This is a genomic window from Pandoraea eparura, from assembly GCF_902459725.1.
In the GTDB taxonomy this organism is placed as follows: Bacteria; Pseudomonadota; Gammaproteobacteria; order Burkholderiales; family Burkholderiaceae; genus Pandoraea; species Pandoraea eparura.
This window is the reverse complement of sequence record NZ_CABPSH010000001.1, coordinates 435951-455366: the sequence shown is the minus strand read 5'-3', so window position 1 is coordinate 455366 and position 19416 is coordinate 435951. Positions and strand designations below refer to the sequence as shown.

The window sequence follows — 19416 nt, the reverse complement described above, 5'->3', positions numbered from 1 at the left end:
TGGGTCCGTGCGTCATCGTATCTCTTGCTGCCAGCCATTGAGGGGAAGCGTCTGGCGCGGCGGTGCGGTTCTATAATCGCGCTTGACCAATCCGACCGTAACAATCAAGGCGAAACCCGATGACGCTGTCCGCGACCGCACTCGACGAACTCGACCGCCACTTGCTTGCCCTGCTGCGGGTGAATGCGCGCGAGAGCACGGCCAATCTGGCGCGTCGGCTCGGTGTGGCGCGAACGACCGTGGTGGCCCGCCTGGCGCGGCTCGAGCAGGCGGGCGTGATCGCCGGCTATACGGTGCGACTTGGGCAGGACGCCGCCGGCGGCGGGTTGCAGGCCTGTGTCGGCATCAGCGTGCAGCCTCGCTCGGGGCGCGACGTGTTGCGCCGCCTGAACAAGATGCCGGAGATTCACCTGCTGTGCACCGTCAGCGGCGAGTTCGACTATGTGGCCTGGCTGCATGCGGCCTCGCCAGACCAGCTCGACGCGCTGCTCGACACCATTGGTGAGATCGACGGCGTCACGCGCACCACGACGTCAGTCGTGCTCGCCCGCAAGATCGACCGGGGCGGCGTGCTGCCCTGAGCGTCGCTCGGTAATTTTCCGTAACCAGTGACCAAGAATCGGGCCGCACCCCCGCCGGCGCTCGCGCCGTCAGCGAATTTCCCCCCATTTCCCTGTGGGGTCTTGACGTCGTGCGTTTGTCGGACGAATACGTTAGTGCTAAAATTACTGAGAATTGTTTGCATTAACTTCTTTGTCTCTCTGGAGTGCGTATGCGCGTGAAATCCCTCGTGGCCGTGGCGCTGTTTGCCGGTGCCGCCACCCTGGCGAATGCCGCCGAATTTCCCATCGGAAAGCCGCTGAATGTGGCGGGTATGGAAATCAACACGGTGTATCTCCAGCCGATCACGATGGAGCCGGCCGGCATGATGCGCGACGCCGCCAAGTCGGATATTCACCTCGAAGCGGATATTCACGCGATCGCCAAGAACCCGAATGGGTATGCCGAGGGCGATTGGGTTCCCGGTCTGGAAATCACGTACAAGCTGCAAAAGATGAAGAGCGACGGCAAGACCCCGGATGGCGCGCCCATCGACGGTCTGATGATGCCGATGGTCGCGAGCGATGGTCCGCACTATGGCGACAACGTCAAGCTGGCCGGCGTCGGCAAGTACAAGCTCACGATGGTCGTGAACGCGCCGGGCACGCTGCAGGAATTCGGTTGCAAGATGGGCAGCATGCCCGCGGCCGGTGCCCACGCGGCGCACGGCGGCATGGGGCCATGGTGCTTTGGCCGTCACGTCGACAAGGAAACCGGCGTGGGCCCGTGGTTCAAGCCGATCACCAAGGAAGTGGATTTCACGTTCTCGGGCATCGGCAAGAAGGGCGGGTACTAAGCCGCCCGCGTCACCTTGACTCGGCGTTGGCCTTCGGGCCGGCGCTGTTTTCGTTTGGAGCAGAAGGATGAATCAGCGCATCGCGCGCCTGCTGGCGTCGATGACCGCCGTGGTGGCGACCTTGTTCGTGTTGGGCGGGCCGACTCTCGCCCGCGCGGATGACTTGCCCACCTTCCGGCTGGAGATGAACAACGGCAAGCTCAACCCGGCCCGCATCGAGGTGCCGGCCGGCAAGCGCATCAAGATCGAGGTGCACAACACCGGCACGAACGCCGTCGAGTTCGAGAGTCTGCAGCTTCGCAAGGAGAAGGTGCTGGCACCGGGCGCGCAGTCGTTTGTGGTGATCGCGCCGATGCAACCGGGCGAGTACAAGTTTTTCGACGATTTCCATCAGCAGGCGCAAGGCGTGATCGTTGCCAAGTAAGCCGGCCGAAGTCGTTCTGGACACACAGTAAGACACGCATCACGAGAGGAATCACACGATGGGTCAGGTCATGTTCATCGTCTGGCGCGAAAGCGTCGAGGCATTGCTGGTTGTCGGCATTCTCCATGCCTGGCTGGCCAACCCGGAGCACGGAGCCAAGCGCGGCCTGCCTTATCTGTGGGGCGGTGTGGTGCTCGGGATCGCGGCGGCGGTGGCGCTGGGGGCCGCGCTCGTCGGCTTTACCGAGGTCCTCTCGGGCGACGCGCAGGACTACTTCCAGACCGCCATGGTGCTGGTCGCCTGTGTGCTGATCGTGCAAATGGTCTTCTGGATGAAGCGTCACGGCCGAACGCTCAAGCGCGACATGGAATCGTCGCTGCGCAGGAATCAGGATCAGGGCACCTGGTGGGGTGTGCTCGTGTTGGTGGCGCTGGCCATCGCCCGCGAAGGTAGCGAGACGACCATTTTCCTGTACGGCATTGGCTTCGGTCAGCAAGGCAGCGTGCCGCCGTCGATGTGGCTCGCGGTGCTGATCGGCTTCGCGCTGGCGCTTGCCACGTTCTGGCTGCTGCAACTGGGCGGCAAGATCTTCTCGTGGCGCCTGTTCTTCCGCGTGACCGAAATCATGCTGCTGTTCCTCGCCGCAGGGTTGCTGGAGTCAGGGCTCGATCGCCTGATCTCGCTCGATCTGGTGCCGACGCTGGTCGATCAACTGTGGGACACGTCCGCACTGCTAGACGACGCCAGCCCGTTCGGTAGTCTGGTCGCCACGCTGACGGGCTATCGCGCGCATCCGGCCGGCATGAACCTGGTGGTGTATGGTGCGTACTGGCTGTTCATCTGGGCGCTGCTCAAGCGGGCAGACGGGCCCGCCAAGCAGGTCAAGCCCGCCTGAGCGGGCCGCGTGCACCGGGGGCGTGAATTGCCCGCCGGTGCACCACAACGGTCTGTCCGGACCGGCACGTGCCAGCGTCACAAGCGCCCCGGCATCGACACGATCCGACAGCCTGACAAGGTTATCCCCCGACGTACGAGTTGAGCATGAGCATCGCCATACCTGTCCCGAACCGACTGGCCCGTGCAGGGCTTTGGATGCAACGTCACGGCAAGCTGATCCGTGGCGTGCAGTGGGGCATCGTGCTCGTGTACGTGTTCCTCATCGGCGTGCCGGTCATGCTGCCGCTGCCCGACGAGACGGCGCACATCCTCAATAACCTCACCGTCTTCGCGCAGTTCACGTTCTGGGGCATCTGGTGGCCGTTCGTGCTCATCAGCATGGTCTTGATGGGCCGTGTCTGGTGCGGCGTGCTGTGCCCGGAAGGCACGCTCTCGGAATTTGCGAGCCGTCACGGACGCGGGCGCGCCATTCCGCGCTGGATGCGCTGGGGCGGCTGGCCGTTTGTGGCCTTTGCCGGCACCACGCTCTACGGCCAGATGGTCAGCGTGTATCAATATCCGAAGGCGGTGCTGCTGGTGCTTGGCGGCTCGACCCTCGGCGCGATGGTGATCGGTTATTTCTACGGCCGCGACAAACGCGTGTGGTGCAAGTACCTGTGCCCGGTCAATGGCGTGTTCTCGTTGCTCGCGCGTCTGGCGCCATTTCACTTCAAGGTCAACGAAGACGCCTGGCGTCGGTCGTATCACACCAACGGCCACAAGATCATCCCGGTCAATTGCGCGCCGCTCGTGCCGCTGCGCAATATGAAGGGCGGCGCAGAGTGCCATATGTGCGGGCGCTGCGCCGGGCACCGCGACGCCATCGCGCTCACGAGCCGCTCGCCGAGCGACGAGATCGTGAAGTTCGGGGCGACCGAGAACAACAGCGTGTGGGACAGCGTACTCGTCATGTATGGCCTGCTCGGCGTGGCCATCGGCGCCTTCCACTGGACGGCGAATCCGTGGTTCGTGGCGACCAAGACGATGCTCGCCACGTGGCTCATCGATCACAACATCATGTGGCCGTTCGAGACGAACGCGCCGTGGTTCATCTTCACCAACTACCCCGACCAGAGCGATGTCTTCTCGTGGCTCGACGGCGGCATGGTCGTCACGTACATCCTCGGCAACGGCCTGCTGCTGGGCTTGGCTTTCACGCTGATCTTCGCGCTGGCGAACCGGGCGATGGGGCCGTGGCAGACGTCGCGCTTCAATCACCTGGTGCAGTCGCTGATTCCGATTGCCGGGGCTGGGGTGTTCATCGGTCTTTCGGCCACGACGATCAGCCTGCTGCGCGCCGAGCATCTGCCGGTGTATTGGGCGAACGACGTGCGCGCGACGATTCTCGCCGCGACCACGCTGTGGAGTCTGTGGCTCGGCTGGCGTGTGACCGGACGGCATGCGCGCACGCTGGGGCGGCGTCTGGCCGGGATGGTCGGCATCGTGGCGGCGCTGGCGCTGGTCAACTGGCTCTGGCTGTTGATGTTCTGGATCTGGTGACGCCCGGCGCGCGCGCATTGGCGCGTTGCAGCCCGTGGCCTACAATGTCGCCACAAGTCTTTCTGTGTGACGCCCATGTTGCTCGCTCAACGTCTCCCGCTGTATTTCCGCCTCGTTCGTCTCGACAAGCCGATCGGCACCGTGCTGCTGCTGTGGCCAATGCTTGCGGCGTTGTGGATCGCGTCCAACGGGCATCCTGGCCTCTGGCTGTTGGCGATCTTCACGCTCGGCACGTTCCTGATGCGCTCAGCGGGCTGTGCCATCAACGATTACGCCGACCGCGACTTCGACAAGTTCGTCAAGCGCACGAAGGACCGGCCGATCACGTCGGGACGCATTCGCGCGTGGGAAGCCGTGGCCGTGGCGGCCACGCTTGCCCTGGCGAGCTTTCTGCTGATTCTGCCGCTCAACGCGCTGACCAAGTGGCTCTCCATCCCGGCATTGTTCGTGGCGGGCACCTATCCGTTCACCAAGCGCTTTCTGGCGATTCCGCAGGCGTATCTTGGCGTGGCCTTCGGCTTCGGCATTCCGATGGCCTTTGCCGCGGTGCAGAATCAGGTGCCGGTCATCGCGTGGGTGCTGCTGCTCTCGAATGTGTTCTGGTCGGTGGCCTACGACACCGAATATGCGATGGTCGATCGCGACGACGATCTCAAGATCGGCATCAAGACGTCGGCGATCACATTCGGCCGTTTCGACGTGTCGGCGATCATGCTCTGCTACGCAGGCGCGCTCGGCATTCAGGCGGGCGTGGGCGTGTATCTCGGCTTCGGCTGGCCGTTCTGGCTCGGCATGGCGGTGGCGGTGAGTTTCGCCGTCTACCACTACTTTCTGATTCGCGGACGCGAGCGCATGCCGTGCTTCGCCGCGTTCCGTCACAACAACTGGCTCGGTGCCGCCGTGTTCGCGGGCATCGCCGGGCACTACCTGCTGAGCGCGCAGGGGTAGTTTTTGGCGTAGGCGCGCACGCCGAAGCGGACGTTTGCCGATGAAATGACAACGGACCGCAGGTGAACCGAACCCCCGAAGTGGGGCGGCTCACCTGCGGTCCGTTTGTCGTTACGAGGGCCAATCAATGCGATCAATGCGACCAACGCGACCAACGCGACCAACGCGACCAACGCGACCAACGCGACCAACGCGACGGATGCGTCCGATGTGACAGATCTGACGGATCTGACGGATTCGACCGATGCGGCTGGCGCGACTGGCCGCCGATCAGGCGTCGCCCAATTCGTCGCCGAGTTCCTTGGCGCGGGTATTGGCCGCATGCACACCGCGCACGATGGCTGCCTTGATGGCGTCGCGCTCGAACGAACTGAGGGCGGCAAACGTCGTGCCGCCCTTGGACGTCACACGCTCGCGCAGCACGCTCGCGGGTTCACTCGACTGCGCCGCCAGTTGCGAGGCACCGGTAAATGTGGCGATGGCCAACTGCCGTGCCTGCTCGGACGAAAAGCCCAGCTCATGCGCGGCTTGCTCGAGCGCTTCGATGAAATAGAACACGTACGCCGGACCGCTGCCGGAGATGGCCGTTACGGCGTCGAGCTGACTTTCCTTCTCCACCCAGACAATCTGACCCGCGGCGCCCAGCACGGTCTCGGCGCGCTTGCGCTGGTCCGAATCGACCCCCGAGAGGGCCGCCAGACCGGTAATGCCCATGCCGATCAGGGCGGGCGTGTTCGGCATGCAGCGCACGATCTGATTGTGACCGCCAAGCCAGCGCGCCAGGTCGGACGCGCGAATGCCCGCCGCGATGCTGATCACCAGTTGACCGTTCAGGTGCGGCTGGAGCGCTTGCGCGACGTCCTTGAGCACCTGCGGTTTGACGGCCAGCACGATCGTATCGTAATCGCGCAGGCGATCGTTCGGGGCGCTGGCGGTGTCGACGCCATACTGCTTGACGAGGCCGTCGCGGGTCGATTCGTTGACGTCGATCGCGAGAATGTCGCGCGGGGCCGTGCCGCGCTTGACGAGTCCGCCGATCAGGGCATTGGCCATATTGCCGCCGCCGATGAATGCAATTCTCATAACCATCCTTTGCGTTGCGTAAGTCGTTGCCGACGTGTCTGACGTTACCGTCGTTCCCTCTTGCCCCGGCGAGCCGTCAAGGGACGCTCGCCGCCGGGCACGCCACGATCAGGCTCGAGAGCCGTAATCGCGTGCGCCGAAAATCGCAGTGCCGATACGCACCATTGTCGCACCCTCGGCAATCGCCGCTTCGAGATCGCCGGACATGCCCATCGACAGCGTATCGATCGCCAGGCCGTCGGCGCGCAAGGCGTCGAACAAGTCGCGCACGGCCTTGAACGGCGCGCGCTGGCGCGCCGGATCGTCCTCGGGTTCGGGAATCGCCATCAGGCCGCGCAATTGCAGATTCGGCAGCGCCGCGATGGCGCGCGCCACGGCGGGCACGTCTGCCGGCGCCACGCCGCTCTTGCTTGCTTCGCCGCTGATGTTGACCTGCAGACACACCTGCAAGGGCGGTAGATCCGTCGGGCGCTGCGCACTCAGGCGCTCCGCGATCTTCAGACGGTCGACCGAATGCACCCAGTCGAAGTGTTCCGCCACCGGGCGTGTCTTGTTACTTTGCAGCGGGCCGATGAAATGCCATTCGAGCGGTTCGCCGTGAACGCTCTCGCTGGACAGCGCGGCGATCTTGTCGAGCGCCTCCTGCACATAATTCTCACCGAATGCCCGCTGGCCGGCCGCCAGCGCATCGCGCACGGCATCGGCGCCGAAGGTCTTCGAGACCGCGAGCAAGCGCACGCTGCCCGCTGGTCGGCCAGCAGCGTCGGTGGCACGGGCAATCCGGGAAAGCACGTCGTCGAGATGAGCGGCAATGGTCGACATGAGGCGGGTTCGAGCGTCGGTGAGGCGGTGTCGTTGGCGCGGGGCGCATGGCAAAGACGTTGCAGGTCAATGATTATAGCCGTGCCCGCACTTGAGGTGCTACCCGAGAAAAATCGAGGTGCTACCCGCGCCGGCGCGCCGACCGGGCAGGCCCGGCGCACGCTGACCCGCCCCGGCGCGCGGCTTGTGGCAGACTGCGCGGTGCCAACCTTCACTCGGAGCCAGAGATGCGCGCGAATTCGCAGCAAGTGTACGATTTTTCCGTCCAGACGCTCGCGGGCGAGACCGTCAGTCTGTCGCAGTATCGCGGCAAGGTGCTGCTCATCGTCAACACGGCGAGCGAATGCGGATTCACGCCGCAGTACGCCGGCCTGCAAGCGCTATACGAACAGCTCGGCCCGCGCGGCTTCGAAGTCCTCGCGTTCCCGTGCAATCAATTCGGCAAGCAGGAACCGGGCGACGCGCAGGCCATTCGCAGCTTCTGCGATCTGCGCTTTCACGTCACGTTTCCGATGTTCGCCAAGGTCGACGTCAAAGGGCCGAATGCCGCGCCGCTCTATGCCTACCTGACGCAGGAGAAGCCCGGCGTGCTGGGCACGAAGGCAATCAAGTGGAATTTCACGAAGTTCCTTGTCGATGCGACGGGGCAGGTCGTGGCGCGCTATGCCCCGACGGCGAAACCCGAAGACATTCGCGCCGACATCGAAAAGCGGCTTCCCGCCTGAGCGTTGGCACGGTCTGACGGCGCCGCCCCCGTCAGACCGTTGTGCGGATCGACTCAGAAGCCGAAACGCTCGCACATCTGTCGCCAACGACGCATGATGTGGCCCTGCGGCTCGGCAAGACGACGCGTCGGGTTCGCGTCCTCGCGCAGGGCGATCTTCGCGCCGGCGTCGCTGGTCAGCGCCAACCAGCCGGACGTCTCGACCACATACACCTGCCCCGCCGTCAGCGCGACGGCGTCTCGCCAAACGCGCCCCGACAGCCAGCGCGGTGCGAGCCTGAACGCGACCCGACCTTGCTGGACATGGAACACCGTGTCGCGGCTTGCATAGGCATGGAACGATTGCCCGCGCGCCAACGTAAGCGGCGCGGCTCGCGTGCCCGACGTATCGCCGTGTGTGCCGGCCGGGCGAGGGGCGGTTCGGGGGAGGGCAATGCATCCGCTGGACGATTCAGCCTCGACGTGACGTCGCGCGAGCCCGACATCGGAAGACGCGGGCGGCAGCGAGGACAGCGAGGACAGCGAGGACAGGGTGGGCAACGACGGCAGCGGGGGCGTGGAGGGCTTGGTCATGACGGACTCCGGGGCGTTGAACGGGTGAGTCAAGCGTATCGGTCGCTGGTCCGCCCCGGTAGGCACACAGGGGACCCGTTTCGCCCGCAACAGAGCGGCACCGGGCAATCTGTTACGATCCCAATTCATCGAATCTGTATCTGTTATGGTCGCGTGCCATACCGGATCATTGGCGCATGAATGCCGTCACACTCCCCTTGGTTGCTTCGGACGACACGCTGCCGCTGAGCGCGGGCGATCCGATGGCCCCGCCTGTCGCCGTCCCGCAGGAGCGCGCGCCGCTCTACCGCCAGCTCGCCGGTCATTACCGTCATGCCATCGAGGCGGGCACGCTCGCGCCGGGCGACCGCATGCCGAGCGTGCGCATGTTGATGGAGCGGCACCAGGTCAGCCTGTCGACGGCGTTGCAGATGTGCCGTCACCTGGAGGCACAAGGCCTGCTCGAGGCGCGTCCCCGCTCGGGTTACTTCGTGCGTGCGCCGGCCCGGGCGAGTCTCGTGCCGGTGGCCGAGCCGCGGCCCTGGGTGCCCGACCTGAGGCAATACGTCGGCATCAATCAGCGGGTGTCGTCGATCCTTGCGCGAGGGCTGCAGGCCGAGGTCAAGATCAACCTCGCCGTCGCCCACGGGTCCCCGTCGCTTTATCCGGTCAACGCGCTGCGCCAGGCCACGATTCGCGCGTTGCGCGATCATCCGCTGCTCTACGGCACGCCTCCGCCGGGCGGCGGCGAGGCGCGGTTTCGCGCGGCGATTGCCCGCCGTGCCCTGGACGCGCGCATGAATATCAATCCCGAGGAGATCGTCGTCACGCACGGGTGTATCGAGGCGATCAATCTCGCGCTGCGGGCGGTGGCCGGCACTGGCGACGTCGTGGCCGTCGAGTCGCCGACCTACTACGCGCTGCTGCAGACGCTGGAGAGCATGGGCATGCGGGCGCTCGAAATTCCCACCAGTCCGCAGACCGGCATCTCGCTCGAGGCGCTCGAGTTGGCGAGCGAGACCTACGAGAACATCAAGGCGGTCATCGTCGTGCCGCATTTCCAGAATCCGCTCGGGTCGGTGATGCCGGATGCGCACAAGGCGCGGCTCGTGAGGTGGGCGGCATCGCGCGGCATCGCAATCATCGAGGACGACACCTATTCGGCGCTTGGCGACGACGGCAATATCCCTGCCGCGGTTCGCTCATGGGACACAACCGGCAACGTGATTCATTGCGCATCGCTGCACAAGACCCTGGCGCCGGGCATGCGCCTGGGCTGGATAGCGGGCGGCAAGTGGCAGGGGCGTGTGGAGATGCTCAAATATGCGCAGACGCGGCCCAACGAAGTGCTCGCCCAGATGGCGATGGGGGAGTTCATCGACTCGCCCCGTTACGATCGTCACCTGCGTCGTCTGCGCGCCCAGTTGCGCGAGCATCGCGCGGCGATGGCCGAAGCGATCGCGACCTACTTCCCGGCGGGCACGCGCCTGACGTTGCCCGCGGGCGGATTGAGTCTGTGGGTGGAGATGCCCGGCGGCGTCAGCTCGGAGCGACTGTTCGACGCGGCGCTCGCCAAGGGGATTCGCGTGGCGCCGGGCAGTCTGTTTTCCAACTCGGCGCGCTACGATCACTTTCTGCGCATCAACGGCGGCCAGCCATTCACGCGCGAGATCGACTCAGCGGTGCGCACGCTCGCGACCGAGGTCACACGCCTGCTGGACGCGAAGCGCTGAACGCTCGGGCGTGAGTGATGCCGCTACGCCCGGCCAAGCCAAGCGCCGCGCCATCGGGTTCAGAACTCGGGATACATCCGTCCCGGGTTGAAGATGCCGGCGGGGTCGAATACCGACTTCAGATTGCGGTGAATGCGCATGACCGGTGCGGGGAGCGGCGTGAAGACGCTCACGCCAGGCTCGCCGTAGCGGAAGAGCGTGGCATGCCCGCCGTCCTGCCGCGCCGCCGAGCGCACGATTTGCGCGTCGGCATCGGTGATCCACCAGCGCTGCGCGCCGCCCCACTCAATCAGTTGCTTGCCCGGCAGCCGGTGCGGCTCGGCCGTCGACGGCACTGCCAGGCGCCACAGCGCCTGCCCCGGTCCCGCGTCGGCGAAGAAATTGTCGGTCTGCTCACGGATGGCATGCCAGAACTTGGCGGCATGTATGGCATCGACCAGCTCGCCCCCCATCTTCACGCGCGCGGCCTTGATCGCCGCCGACGCCCCCGCCAGACGAATCACCAGCAACTCGTTGCGCCACGCACTGCCGGTGATCGGCAGCGGCTGCCCGCCCCATTCGTTGAGCTTGCGCACGGCATCGATGGCGTTCATCTCGAATTGCAGCGTCAGCTCGGCGAATGGCAGCGGCAGCACCTTGATCGACACCTCGAGAATCAGGCCCAGCGTGCCGAGCGAGCCGGCGAGCATGCGCGAGACGTCGTAACCGGCGACGTTCTTCATCACCTGTCCGCCGAAGTTCAGCACGTGACCCCGACCATCCATCAACTTGGCACCGAGCACAAAGTCGCGCACGGCGCCCACGGCGCTGCGACGCGGCCCGGCAAGCCCGGCGGCCACCGCGCCGCCGAGGGTGGCGCCATGACCGAAGTAGGGCGGCTCGAACGGCAGCAACTGATTGCGTTCGGCGAGCGCCGCTTCGACGTCGGCCAGTGGCGTGCCGCACCGGGCGGTGATGACCAGTTCCGCCGGGTCGTAGGCGACGATGCCGCTGTAGGCGCGTGTGTCCAGCACGTCGCCCACGCGTTGCTGGCCGTACCAGGCCTTGGTACCGCCGCCGCGCAGTTGAAGCGGCGCGCGGTGCGCCGTGGCGTGCTCGATGACGGCGCGGAAGTGCTCGAGTGTGTCGTTCGTATCGGTCATCAACTGGGTTCTGGTGGCGGTGGCGGGTCGGATTGATAGGGCCCCAGCTCGCTGCCGCAATCCTTGCAGTAGCGGGCATCGGGGTCGTGCCCTTCGGTGTGGCACTGTTGGCAGGTGCGTGTGGTGATCGCTCGCTTGCGCATCGCCGAATGAATTTCGGCACCCATGATGCCGGTGGGAATCGCAATCACGCTGTAGCCGAGCAACATGACGAAGCCGGTGATCGCCTTGCCCAGTGCGGTGACGGGTACCACGTCGCCATAGCCGGTGGTCGTGAGCGTGACGATGGCCCAGTAGATGCCCACGGGAATGCTCGTGAAACCGTGCTCCGGTCCCTCGATGATGTGCATGAGCGTGCCAAAGATCACTACGATGATCGAGATGAACCCGAGAAACACGAGGATCTTGCGGCGTGCATTATAGAGCGCAACGCTGAGTACCCCGGCTTCGTTCACATACGCCGTGAGCTTGAGAATCCGGAACGCGCGCATCAGGCGCAGCAGGCGCACGTCGATCAGGCCGTGCAGCTCGGGCACCAGAATCGCGAGGTAGGTCGGCAGGATCGCCAGCAGATCGATGACGCCGTAGAACGACAGTGCGTAACGCACCGGCCGGTGCGCGCTGAGCAGTCGCGCGAGGTACTCGGCGGTGAAGAGCAGCGTGAAGAACCACTCGAGAATCGCCATCGGCAGCGAGGCGGTAGCCTGCACGGCCGGCACGCTCGACACGATGACCGTGAGCACCGACAGCACGATGGCGATGAGCAGTGCGATGTCGAACAGGCGGCCCTGGCGCGTGTCGGCCTCGAAGATGATGACGTAGAGCCGCTGCCGCCAATCGTGCGGCAGCCATTCCGACAGCGCGCGCATGTCAGAACCTCGGCAGGTCGGGATGCGGTAACAGACCGCCGCGCACGTGCAGCTTGCCGTATTCGGCGCAACGCGCGCGCGTGGGAATGCCCTTGTCGGGGTTGAGCAGTCCGACCGGGTCGAACGCGCGCTTCACCCCGAAGAACGCGTCGCGCTCGTCGGGCGAGAACTGCACGCACATCGAGTTGATCTTCTCGATGCCCACGCCGTGTTCGCCTGTGATCGTGCCGCCAAGTTCAACACATGCTTCGAGAATGTCGCTCCCGAACGCCTCGGCGCGATGCCACTCGTCGAGGTCGTTGCCGTTGAAAAGAATGAGTGGATGCATATTGCCGTCTCCCGCATGAAAGACGTTAATACAGCGCAACCCGTACTGTTGTTCCAGACCCTCGATGCGTTTGAGCAACGTCCCAATCGCGCGGCGCGGAATCGTGCCGTCCATGCAGTAATAGTCAGGCGAAATGCGTCCGGCGGCGGGGAATGCGTTCTTGCGTCCCGACCAGAAGCGCAGGCGCTCTTCTTCGCTGCGGGAAATCTGCAACCGCGTCGCGCCCGAGGTGCGCAGCACATGGGAGATGCGCATGATTTCCTCGGCGACCTCTTCCGGCGTGCCATCCGATTCGCACAGCAGGATGGCGGCGGCGTCGAGATCGTAGCCGGCGTGGACAAACGATTCGACGGCCTGGGTGGCCGGCTTGTCCATCATTTCGAGCCCCGCCGGGATGATGCCCGCCGCGATGATGGCGGCCACGGCGTTGCCGCCGGTCTCCACGTCGTCGAAGCTCGCCATGATGAGCTGTGCCGTCTGCGCCTTGGGCACCAGCTTGACGGTGATTTCGGTCACCACGCCGAACATGCCCTCGCTGCCGATGAAGACCGAGAGCAGGTCGAGACCGGGGGCGTCGGGGCCGAGCGAGCCGAACTCGATGGCCTCGCCGGACATCGTGATGGCGCGCACGCGCAGCACGTTGTGCACGGTCAACCCGTACTTCAGGCAGTGCACACCGCCGGAATTCTCGGCGATGTTGCCACCGATGGTGCAGGCGATCTGCGACGACGGATCAGGCGCGTAATACAGGCCGTACGGCGCGGCGGCTTCGGAAATCGCCAGATTGCGAACGCCGGGCTGCACCGTGGCGGTACGGGCATAGGGATCGACTTCAACGATCTTCTTGAACTTGGCGAGCGAGAGCACCAGGCCGTCGGCGATGGGCATTGCCCCGCCGGAGAGGCTGGTGCCCGCGCCACGCGGCACGACCGGAATGCCGAGCTGATGACAGGCCTGCAGAATGCGCTGCACCTGCGATTCGGACTCGGGCAGCACGACGGCGAGCGGCACGCGTCGATACGCAGCGAGACCATCGCACTCGTATGGCGTGGTGTCCTCGCGTCGATGCAGAATGCAATGCGGCGGCAGAATCTGCGAGAGCGCGTCGAGCAAGTGACGCTGACGCGTGTTCAGGGCGTCGGCGTCATCGGTCGCGGCACCCGCCGGAAGCGGGCCGGATTGTCCGTGCGGGGTGGCGGGAGCATTCATGCGGCGTTCAGTCCGCCGGGTGCAACTGGAAAATCTTGCCCGGATTGAGCAGATTGTGCGGATCGAGCGACAGCTTGATCGCACGCATGACGTCGATGGCGCCTTCCCCGTGTTCGGTGACGAGAAAGCCCATCTTGTGCAGGCCCACGCCGTGTTCGCCGGTGCACGTGCCGCCCATGCGAATCGCGCGCTCGACAATGCGCCGGTTGAGCCGCTCGGCCTCCTCGATGTCGTCGGGCTTGTCCGGGTCGATCAGGATCGCGACGTGGAAATTGCCATCGCCCACGTGACCGACGATCGGGCAGGGCAGGCTCGACGCCCGCAGGTCCTGTTCGGTCTCGCCCACGCACTCCGCCAGGCGCGAGATCGGCACGCAAACGTCTGTGGTGACTGCGCGGCAACCCGGCCGGAGTTGCAGCATCGCAAAGTACGCGTTATGCCGCGCGCTCCACAGGCGGTTGCGGTCTTCGGTGCGGGTGGCCCATTCGAAGCCGGTCCCGCTGTTTTCCTTGGCCAGGGCTTCGACGGTCTCCGCCTGCTCCTTCACGCCGGCCTCGCTGCCGTGGAATTCGAAGAACAGCGTTTGCGTCTCGGGCAACGTCATCTTGGAATGCTTGTTGATGGCGCGCACGGCCAGCGCGTCGACGAACTCGACGCGCGCAACCGGCACGCCCAACTGAATCGTCTGGATGACGCAATTCACTGCATCGGTCATGGTGGGGAACGCGCAGATCGCGGCCGACACGGCCTCGGGCTGCGGATACAAACGCACCGTCACCTCGGTAATGATGCCCAGCGTGCCTTCGCTGCCGACGAACAGGCGCGTCAGGTCGTAGCCGGCCGAGGACTTGCGCGCGCGCGTGCCGGTATGGATCACGCGGCCGTCAGCGAGCACGACGGTCAACGCCAGCACGTTCTCGCGCATGGTGCCGTAGCGCACGGCATTGGTGCCCGACGCGCGCGTGGCGCACATGCCGCCGATGCTGGCGTCGGCGCCCGGGTCGATCGGAAAGAACAGGCCCGTGTCGCGCAGCGCTTCGTTGAGCGCCTTGCGCGAGATGCCCGGCTGTGTGGTGACGGTCAGGTCTTCCGCGTTGATCGAGACGACCTCGTTCATCTCCGAGAGGTCGAGCGACAGGCCCCCCTCGACCGCGAGCAGGTGCCCCTCGAGCGACGATCCCGCGCCGTACGGAATGATGGGGACGTGGTATTTGGCGCACAGCTTGACGATCTGCGAGACCTCGTCGGTACTGTGCGCGAAGGCGACGGCGTCGGGCAGCATGGGGTCGAACGGAGACTCGTCCCGGCCGTGGTGTTCGCGCAGCGCCGTCTGGGTGCTCACGCGCTCCCCCAGCAGCGCTTTCAGCTCGGTGAGCAGCACGTCGGGAAACGCACGCTTGGCGGCGAATGGCAGATGGGGGTGATTCACGGCTTTCTCCTTCGGGTCTCCGGGCGGCCAGCGCCGATCAGCGGCGGCCGTCTCCAAGTCAGGGGCGAGGTCTCGGGCATGGCCTGGAGCAACATGATGCCGGGGCGCACGTCCTGACGTCTTATGAGCGGGGATTTTACGCTGTGGCGGCGTTTTTCCCCACCCTTTGCGTCATATCATACGGACTTGCCGCGACTGCGCGACATCGGAATTGCCCGAAAAGCAGGCATCCGGGGTGTGTGCGGTCCATTTCAATCAACGCAGGCAGGTCGGTCCGCGCCCGGATGGCGGGCTGGCGGGCAAGCCGTGCCGCGAAGGGTAGGGATCAGAAGATGGGGAATCGTTTGAGCAAGATCGTCACGCGTACGGGCGACGGGGGCAAGACCGGTCTTGGGGACGGCGCACGCGTCGACAAGTTCAGCACGCGTATCGTCGCCATCGGCGAGATCGACGAGACCAACTCGCACATCGGCGTCCTGCTGTGCGAAGCCCTGCCGCCCGACGTGCACGCCGTGCTTCTCGAGATTCAGCACGATCTGTTCGACCTTGGCGGGGAACTGAGCATGCCGCGTCATACGCTGATCGGCGACGCTCAGGTGGCCAGACTCGACGATTGGATCGCGCAATACAACGCCGATCTGCCGTCGCTCAAGGAGTTCATCCTGCCGGGCGGCACGCGCGCGGCGGCGCTCGCGCATGTGGTCCGAACCGTGGCCCGGCGCGCGGAACGCGCCATGGTGGCGCTCGGCGCCGAGGAAACGGTGGCCCCCGCGCCGCGTCAGTACGTCAACCGTCTGTCCGATCTGATGTTCGTGCTCGCGCGGGTGCTCAACCGGGCCGGCGGCGGCACCGACGTGCTGTGGCGGCACGACCGAGCCGAGGGCGGGGCGTAATCAAGCGACCGGACACGGGCACACTCGACCGCCCTGCGCGCTGGTTACGGTCAGGCGGGGAAATCTGGCGGCCACTGGCCGCCCATGCCCGGCATTGCCTGCGCCTTAGTTGCCTGCGCCACGTGCCAGACGGCGCGCCCGCACGGCCTCGGCCAGCGTATCGAGCACCTTCAGGCTGTCTTCCCAGTCGATGCAGGCATCGGTGATGCTCTGGCCGTAGGTCAGAGGCTTGCCCGGCACGTGATCCTGGCGCCCGGCCACAAGGTTCGACTCGACCATCACGCCGATGATGCGGTCGTCGCCCGCGGCGATCTGGCGGGCAATGTCCTCGCAGACCGGGATCTGGTTCTCGTGCTTCTTCTGGCTGTTCGCGTGCGACGCGTCGACCATCACGCGCGCGGCCAGGCCGGACTTGGCGATGTCGTCGCAGGCGGTTTGCACGCTGGCGGCGTCGTAGTTCGGCGTTTTGCCGCCACGCAGGATCAGATGGCAGTCCTCGTTACCTGCGGTCGACACGATGGCCGAATGACCGCCCTTCGTCACCGACAGGAAATGGTGCGGCTGCGACGCGGCCTTGATGGCGTCGACGGCGATCTTGACGTTGCCGTCGGTGCCGTTCTTGAACCCGACCGGGCACGACAGGCCCGACGCCAGTTCGCGGTGCACCTGCGATTCGGTGGTGCGCGCGCCGATGGCGCCCCACGACACGAGATCGGCGATGTACTGCGGGCTGATCATGTCGAGGTACTCGGTGCCGGCGGGCAGACCCAGTTCGTTGATCTGGGCCAGCAGGTCGCGCGCGAGGCGCAGCCCGTCGTTGATCTTGAAGCTGTTGTCCATGTGCGGGTCGTTGATCAGACCCTTCCAGCCCACCGTCGTACGCGGCTTCTCGAAGTACACACGCATCACGATTTCGAGTTCGCACTTCAGGCGCTCGCGCTGTTCGACCAGACGCGCCGCGTATTCCATCGCGGCTTTCGGATCGTGGATCGAGCACGGGCCGATGATGACGACGAGACGGTCTTCCATGCCGTGCAGCACGCGGTGAATGGCGCCGCGCGAGCGATGGATGAGGTCCGCGCTCTTGTCCGAGCACGGGTATTCGCGAATCAGATGCGCCGGCGGCGTCAGTTCCTTGAGCTCGCGAATACGGACATCATCGGTGTTGTGGGGAGGCATGGTATTTCTCCTGGGCAGTTCGAGCTGCGGTTCGTTTCTCGGGATTCGGGTCAAAAAAAAACCGCCAGACTGGCTGGCGGTTTTTCAGGATTCGTTTCGGTGCTTACTGCTGCAACTGCCCCTCTCCTTCCGCCAGCGGTGTGAGAATCGCAAAAAAATAAAAGTAAAACGAATGGGCGGTCATGAGAGGCGTCTTCGACATTGCATTGCACGCGTTTGCCGTGCACAGGAACCACTTTATACGCCTAATCGAATGGCGCCGCAACCGCGATAGCCGCTATCTGACCGGAAAACGCGCAGAATTTCCGCATTCCGATATCAAGAATTGCGTTGAATAACTGTGTTTTTCAAAAAATGCGCGAAAACGCCCGGTTTGAGCCGGGCGCTTTGCTATGCTTGACGCATTTTTTGCGGTGCGCCATCCGACGCGTGACACGGCACGCGCCGCAGGCCTTGCTAACGCTGCAATGTGCTGCGTTGTGCATGGACCATGCCGGTGTCAGGCCGTACCGCCGACCGTCATGTTCTCCATGCGCAGCGTGGGCTGTCCGACGCCCACCGGCACGCTCTGGCCTTCCTTGCCGCAAACGCCCACGCCTGAGTCCAGCGACATGTCGTTGCCGATCATGGTGACGTCCTTGAGCGATTCCGGGCCGTTGCCGATGAGCGTGGCGCCCTTGACCGGATACGTGATCTTGCCGTCCTCGATCATGTAAGCCTCGGACATCGAGAACACGAACTTGCCGTTGGTGATGTCGACCTGACCGCCGCCGAAGTTCACGGCATACAGCCCGTGCTTGACCGACGCGATGATCTCCCCGGGATCCTTGTCGCCGCCGAGCATGTACGTGTTGGTCATACGCGGCATCGGCAGCGCGGCATACGATTCGCGGCGGCCGTTGCCCGTCACCGGCATCTTCATCAGACGCGCGTTCAGGCTGTCCTGCATGTAGCCGCGCAGAATCCCGTCTTCGATGAGCGTGGTGCACTGCGTCGGATTGCCTTCGTCGTCGATGTTCAGCGAGCCGCGACGGTTGGAGAGCGTGCCGTCGTCGACCACCGTGACGCCCTTGGCGGCGACACGCTCGCCGAGGCGTCCGGAGAAGGCCGACGAGCCCTTGCGGTTGAAGTCGCCTTCCAGGCCGTGGCCGATGGCTTCGTGCAGCAGCACACCGGGCCAGCCCGGGCCGAGCACGACGGTCATCGCGCCGGCCGGCGCCGGACGGGCGTCGAGCTTGACGATGGCGCCGTCGACCGCTTCCTTGACGTATTTTTCGAGCAGATCGTCGGTGAAGAACGCGTAGTCCAGCCGCGCACCGCCGCCGCTGTTGCCCATTTCACGGCGGCCGTTGGATTCGACGATGACCGTGACTGACACACGCACCAGCGGTCGCACGTCGGCGGCGATCACGCCGTCGCTGCGCGCGACCAGCACGACGTCGTACTCGCCGGCCAGTCCGGCCATCACCTGCGACACGCGCGGATCGCGCGCGCGGGCGAGCTTTTCGATGCGTTCGAGCAACGCCACCTTGCCATTCGCGTCGAGCGAGGCGAGCGGATCGGACGGCAGGTACAGCCCGTGACCGCTGGTATTCGAGAGCTTGCTGCCGACTTTCACACGCCCGCGCCCGGCCGTGGCGATGCTGCGCGTGGCGGCGGCGGCGTCCTTGAGCGCGATGTCGGAGATGTCGTCGGAGTAGGCGAACGCGGTGCGGTCGCCCACGATGGCGCGCACGCCCACGCCCTGATCGATCGAAAACGAACCCGATTTGACGATGCCTTCCTCGAGGCTCCACGCTTCGCTGCGCGTGTACTGGAAGTACAGGTCGGCGTAGTCCACGCGGTGCGTGAAGATGTCGCCCAGCGCGCGTTGCAGGTGGCTTTCGTCGAGGCCGTACGGCGTGAGCAGCAGCTCACGGGCGGTGGCCAGGTTCTGGATGCCGGTGTCGATGATTTTCATGCGGTGTCAGGCCAAGGAAATGTATTCGGTAGATGAGGGCGAAAGCGACGAAATCAACCCTGCGGCACGCGATGCCGCCCGGCGCGCGCACGCGCCTGTGGCTCGGCGTCTCGGTGGCCCCAGCGTACCGCAACCGATCGCCGTGCGCGCGGCCCGTCGAGCAGACGCGGGCGGCGGGTACGACGTCGAGCGTACCGTCGCCCGTGACACGGGACAACTCGGGAAAACGCAGGTCGTCGTTGTCCGACACGCCCGACACGCCCCCCGGCAAGCCCGGCTGGCCCACGCG

The 19416-nt window shown here is 65.3% G+C and carries 18 protein-coding genes; 9 read left to right on the top strand and 9 right to left on the bottom strand.

Features of this window, described 5'->3' with window-relative positions; all coding sequences use genetic code 11:
* Window positions 1-119 precede the first annotated feature (119 nt).
* The 6 genes from PEP31012_RS02010 to ubiA all read left to right on the top strand — a co-directional run bounded on the left by PEP31012_RS02010 (window position 120) and on the right by ubiA (window position 5204).
* Entirely contained in the window at window positions 120-581 is a 462-nt protein-coding gene (locus PEP31012_RS02010; protein ID WP_150587671.1) for an Lrp/AsnC family transcriptional regulator, read from the top strand.
* 191 nt (window positions 582-772) lie between these two features.
* The gene (locus PEP31012_RS02005) at window positions 773-1396 is read left to right on the top strand and encodes an iron transporter (RefSeq protein WP_150587670.1); all 624 of its coding nucleotides are present in this window, start codon (window positions 773-775) and stop codon (window positions 1394-1396) included.
* A 100-nt stretch (window positions 1397-1496) separates the two neighbouring features.
* A complete protein-coding gene (locus tag PEP31012_RS02000) occupies window positions 1497-1820 on the top strand; it encodes a cupredoxin domain-containing protein (RefSeq protein WP_150588043.1) in 324 nt (107 codons plus the stop codon).
* A gap of 58 nt (window positions 1821-1878) precedes the next feature.
* Complete coding sequence (locus tag PEP31012_RS01995; protein WP_150587669.1) at window positions 1879-2715, top strand: FTR1 family iron permease; 837 nt, start codon at window positions 1879-1881, stop codon at window positions 2713-2715.
* A gap of 197 nt (window positions 2716-2912) precedes the next feature.
* Window positions 2913-4256 (top strand): 4Fe-4S binding protein, encoded by a 1344-nt coding sequence (locus PEP31012_RS01990; RefSeq protein ID WP_150588042.1) that lies wholly within the window; start codon window positions 2913-2915, stop codon window positions 4254-4256.
* Between the two features lie 75 nt (window positions 4257-4331).
* Window positions 4332-5204: a 4-hydroxybenzoate octaprenyltransferase gene (gene ubiA / locus PEP31012_RS01985; protein ID WP_150587668.1), complete on the top strand. Its 873-nt coding sequence runs from the start codon at window positions 4332-4334 to the stop codon at window positions 5202-5204.
* Between the two features lie 270 nt (window positions 5205-5474).
* Here the strand turns inward: ubiA and proC are convergent, their stop codons facing one another.
* Together proC and PEP31012_RS01975 are read right to left on the bottom strand one after the other, a co-directional pair.
* Window positions 5475-6287: a pyrroline-5-carboxylate reductase gene (gene proC, locus PEP31012_RS01980; RefSeq protein ID WP_150587667.1), complete on the bottom strand. Its 813-nt coding sequence runs from the start codon at window positions 6285-6287 to the stop codon at window positions 5475-5477.
* 108 nt (window positions 6288-6395) lie between these two features.
* Window positions 6396-7109: a YggS family pyridoxal phosphate-dependent enzyme gene (locus PEP31012_RS01975; RefSeq protein WP_150587666.1), complete on the bottom strand. Its 714-nt coding sequence runs from the start codon at window positions 7107-7109 to the stop codon at window positions 6396-6398.
* Window positions 7110-7336: 227 nt separating this feature from the next.
* On the opposite strand from PEP31012_RS01975, the gene PEP31012_RS01970 reads away from it, so the two are divergent.
* A complete protein-coding gene (locus PEP31012_RS01970; RefSeq protein ID WP_150587665.1) occupies window positions 7337-7834 on the top strand; it encodes a glutathione peroxidase in 498 nt (165 codons plus the stop codon).
* Window positions 7835-7887: 53 nt separating this feature from the next.
* Here PEP31012_RS01970 and PEP31012_RS01965 read toward each other — a convergent pair whose 3' ends face one another.
* Window positions 7888-8406 (bottom strand): hypothetical protein, encoded by a 519-nt coding sequence (locus PEP31012_RS01965; protein WP_150587664.1) that lies wholly within the window; start codon window positions 8404-8406, stop codon window positions 7888-7890.
* Between the two features lie 242 nt (window positions 8407-8648).
* Between PEP31012_RS01965 and PEP31012_RS01960 the strand changes: the two genes are divergently transcribed.
* Window positions 8649-10118, top strand: coding sequence for an aminotransferase-like domain-containing protein (locus tag PEP31012_RS01960; RefSeq protein ID WP_150588041.1), 1470 nt, complete (start codon window positions 8649-8651; stop codon window positions 10116-10118).
* A 59-nt stretch (window positions 10119-10177) separates the two neighbouring features.
* On the opposite strand, the gene glcE is transcribed toward PEP31012_RS01960, so the two are convergent.
* From glcE to PEP31012_RS01940, 4 genes are read right to left on the bottom strand one after another with little or no spacing between them, the layout of a single operon-like run.
* On the bottom strand, window positions 10178-11260 hold the full coding sequence (gene glcE, locus PEP31012_RS01955) for a glycolate oxidase subunit GlcE (RefSeq protein WP_150587663.1): 1083 nt from the start codon (window positions 11258-11260) through the stop codon (window positions 10178-10180).
* Window positions 11260-12129: an ion transporter gene (locus PEP31012_RS01950; protein ID WP_150587662.1), complete on the bottom strand. Its 870-nt coding sequence runs from the start codon at window positions 12127-12129 to the stop codon at window positions 11260-11262. The genes glcE and PEP31012_RS01950 overlap by 1 nt, the downstream gene beginning before the upstream one ends.
* A gap of 1 nt (window position 12130) precedes the next feature.
* Window positions 12131-13666: an FAD-linked oxidase C-terminal domain-containing protein gene (locus tag PEP31012_RS01945; protein ID WP_246171102.1), complete on the bottom strand. Its 1536-nt coding sequence runs from the start codon at window positions 13664-13666 to the stop codon at window positions 12131-12133.
* Window positions 13667-13673: 7 nt separating this feature from the next.
* A complete protein-coding gene (locus tag PEP31012_RS01940) occupies window positions 13674-15095 on the bottom strand; it encodes an FAD-binding oxidoreductase (RefSeq protein ID WP_150587661.1) in 1422 nt (473 codons plus the stop codon).
* A 332-nt stretch (window positions 15096-15427) separates the two neighbouring features.
* On the opposite strand from PEP31012_RS01940, the gene PEP31012_RS01935 reads away from it, so the two are divergent.
* On the top strand, window positions 15428-15988 hold the full coding sequence (locus PEP31012_RS01935; RefSeq protein ID WP_150587660.1) for a cob(I)yrinic acid a,c-diamide adenosyltransferase: 561 nt from the start codon (window positions 15428-15430) through the stop codon (window positions 15986-15988).
* A 105-nt stretch (window positions 15989-16093) separates the two neighbouring features.
* Here the strand turns inward: PEP31012_RS01935 and aroG are convergent, their stop codons facing one another.
* On the bottom strand, window positions 16094-17167 hold the full coding sequence (gene aroG, locus PEP31012_RS01930) for a 3-deoxy-7-phosphoheptulonate synthase AroG (RefSeq protein ID WP_150587659.1): 1074 nt from the start codon (window positions 17165-17167) through the stop codon (window positions 16094-16096).
* 499 nt (window positions 17168-17666) lie between these two features.
* Window positions 17667-19127, bottom strand: coding sequence for a metalloprotease TldD (tldD, locus tag PEP31012_RS01925; protein ID WP_150587658.1), 1461 nt, complete (start codon window positions 19125-19127; stop codon window positions 17667-17669).
* Window positions 19128-19416 lie beyond the last annotated feature (289 nt).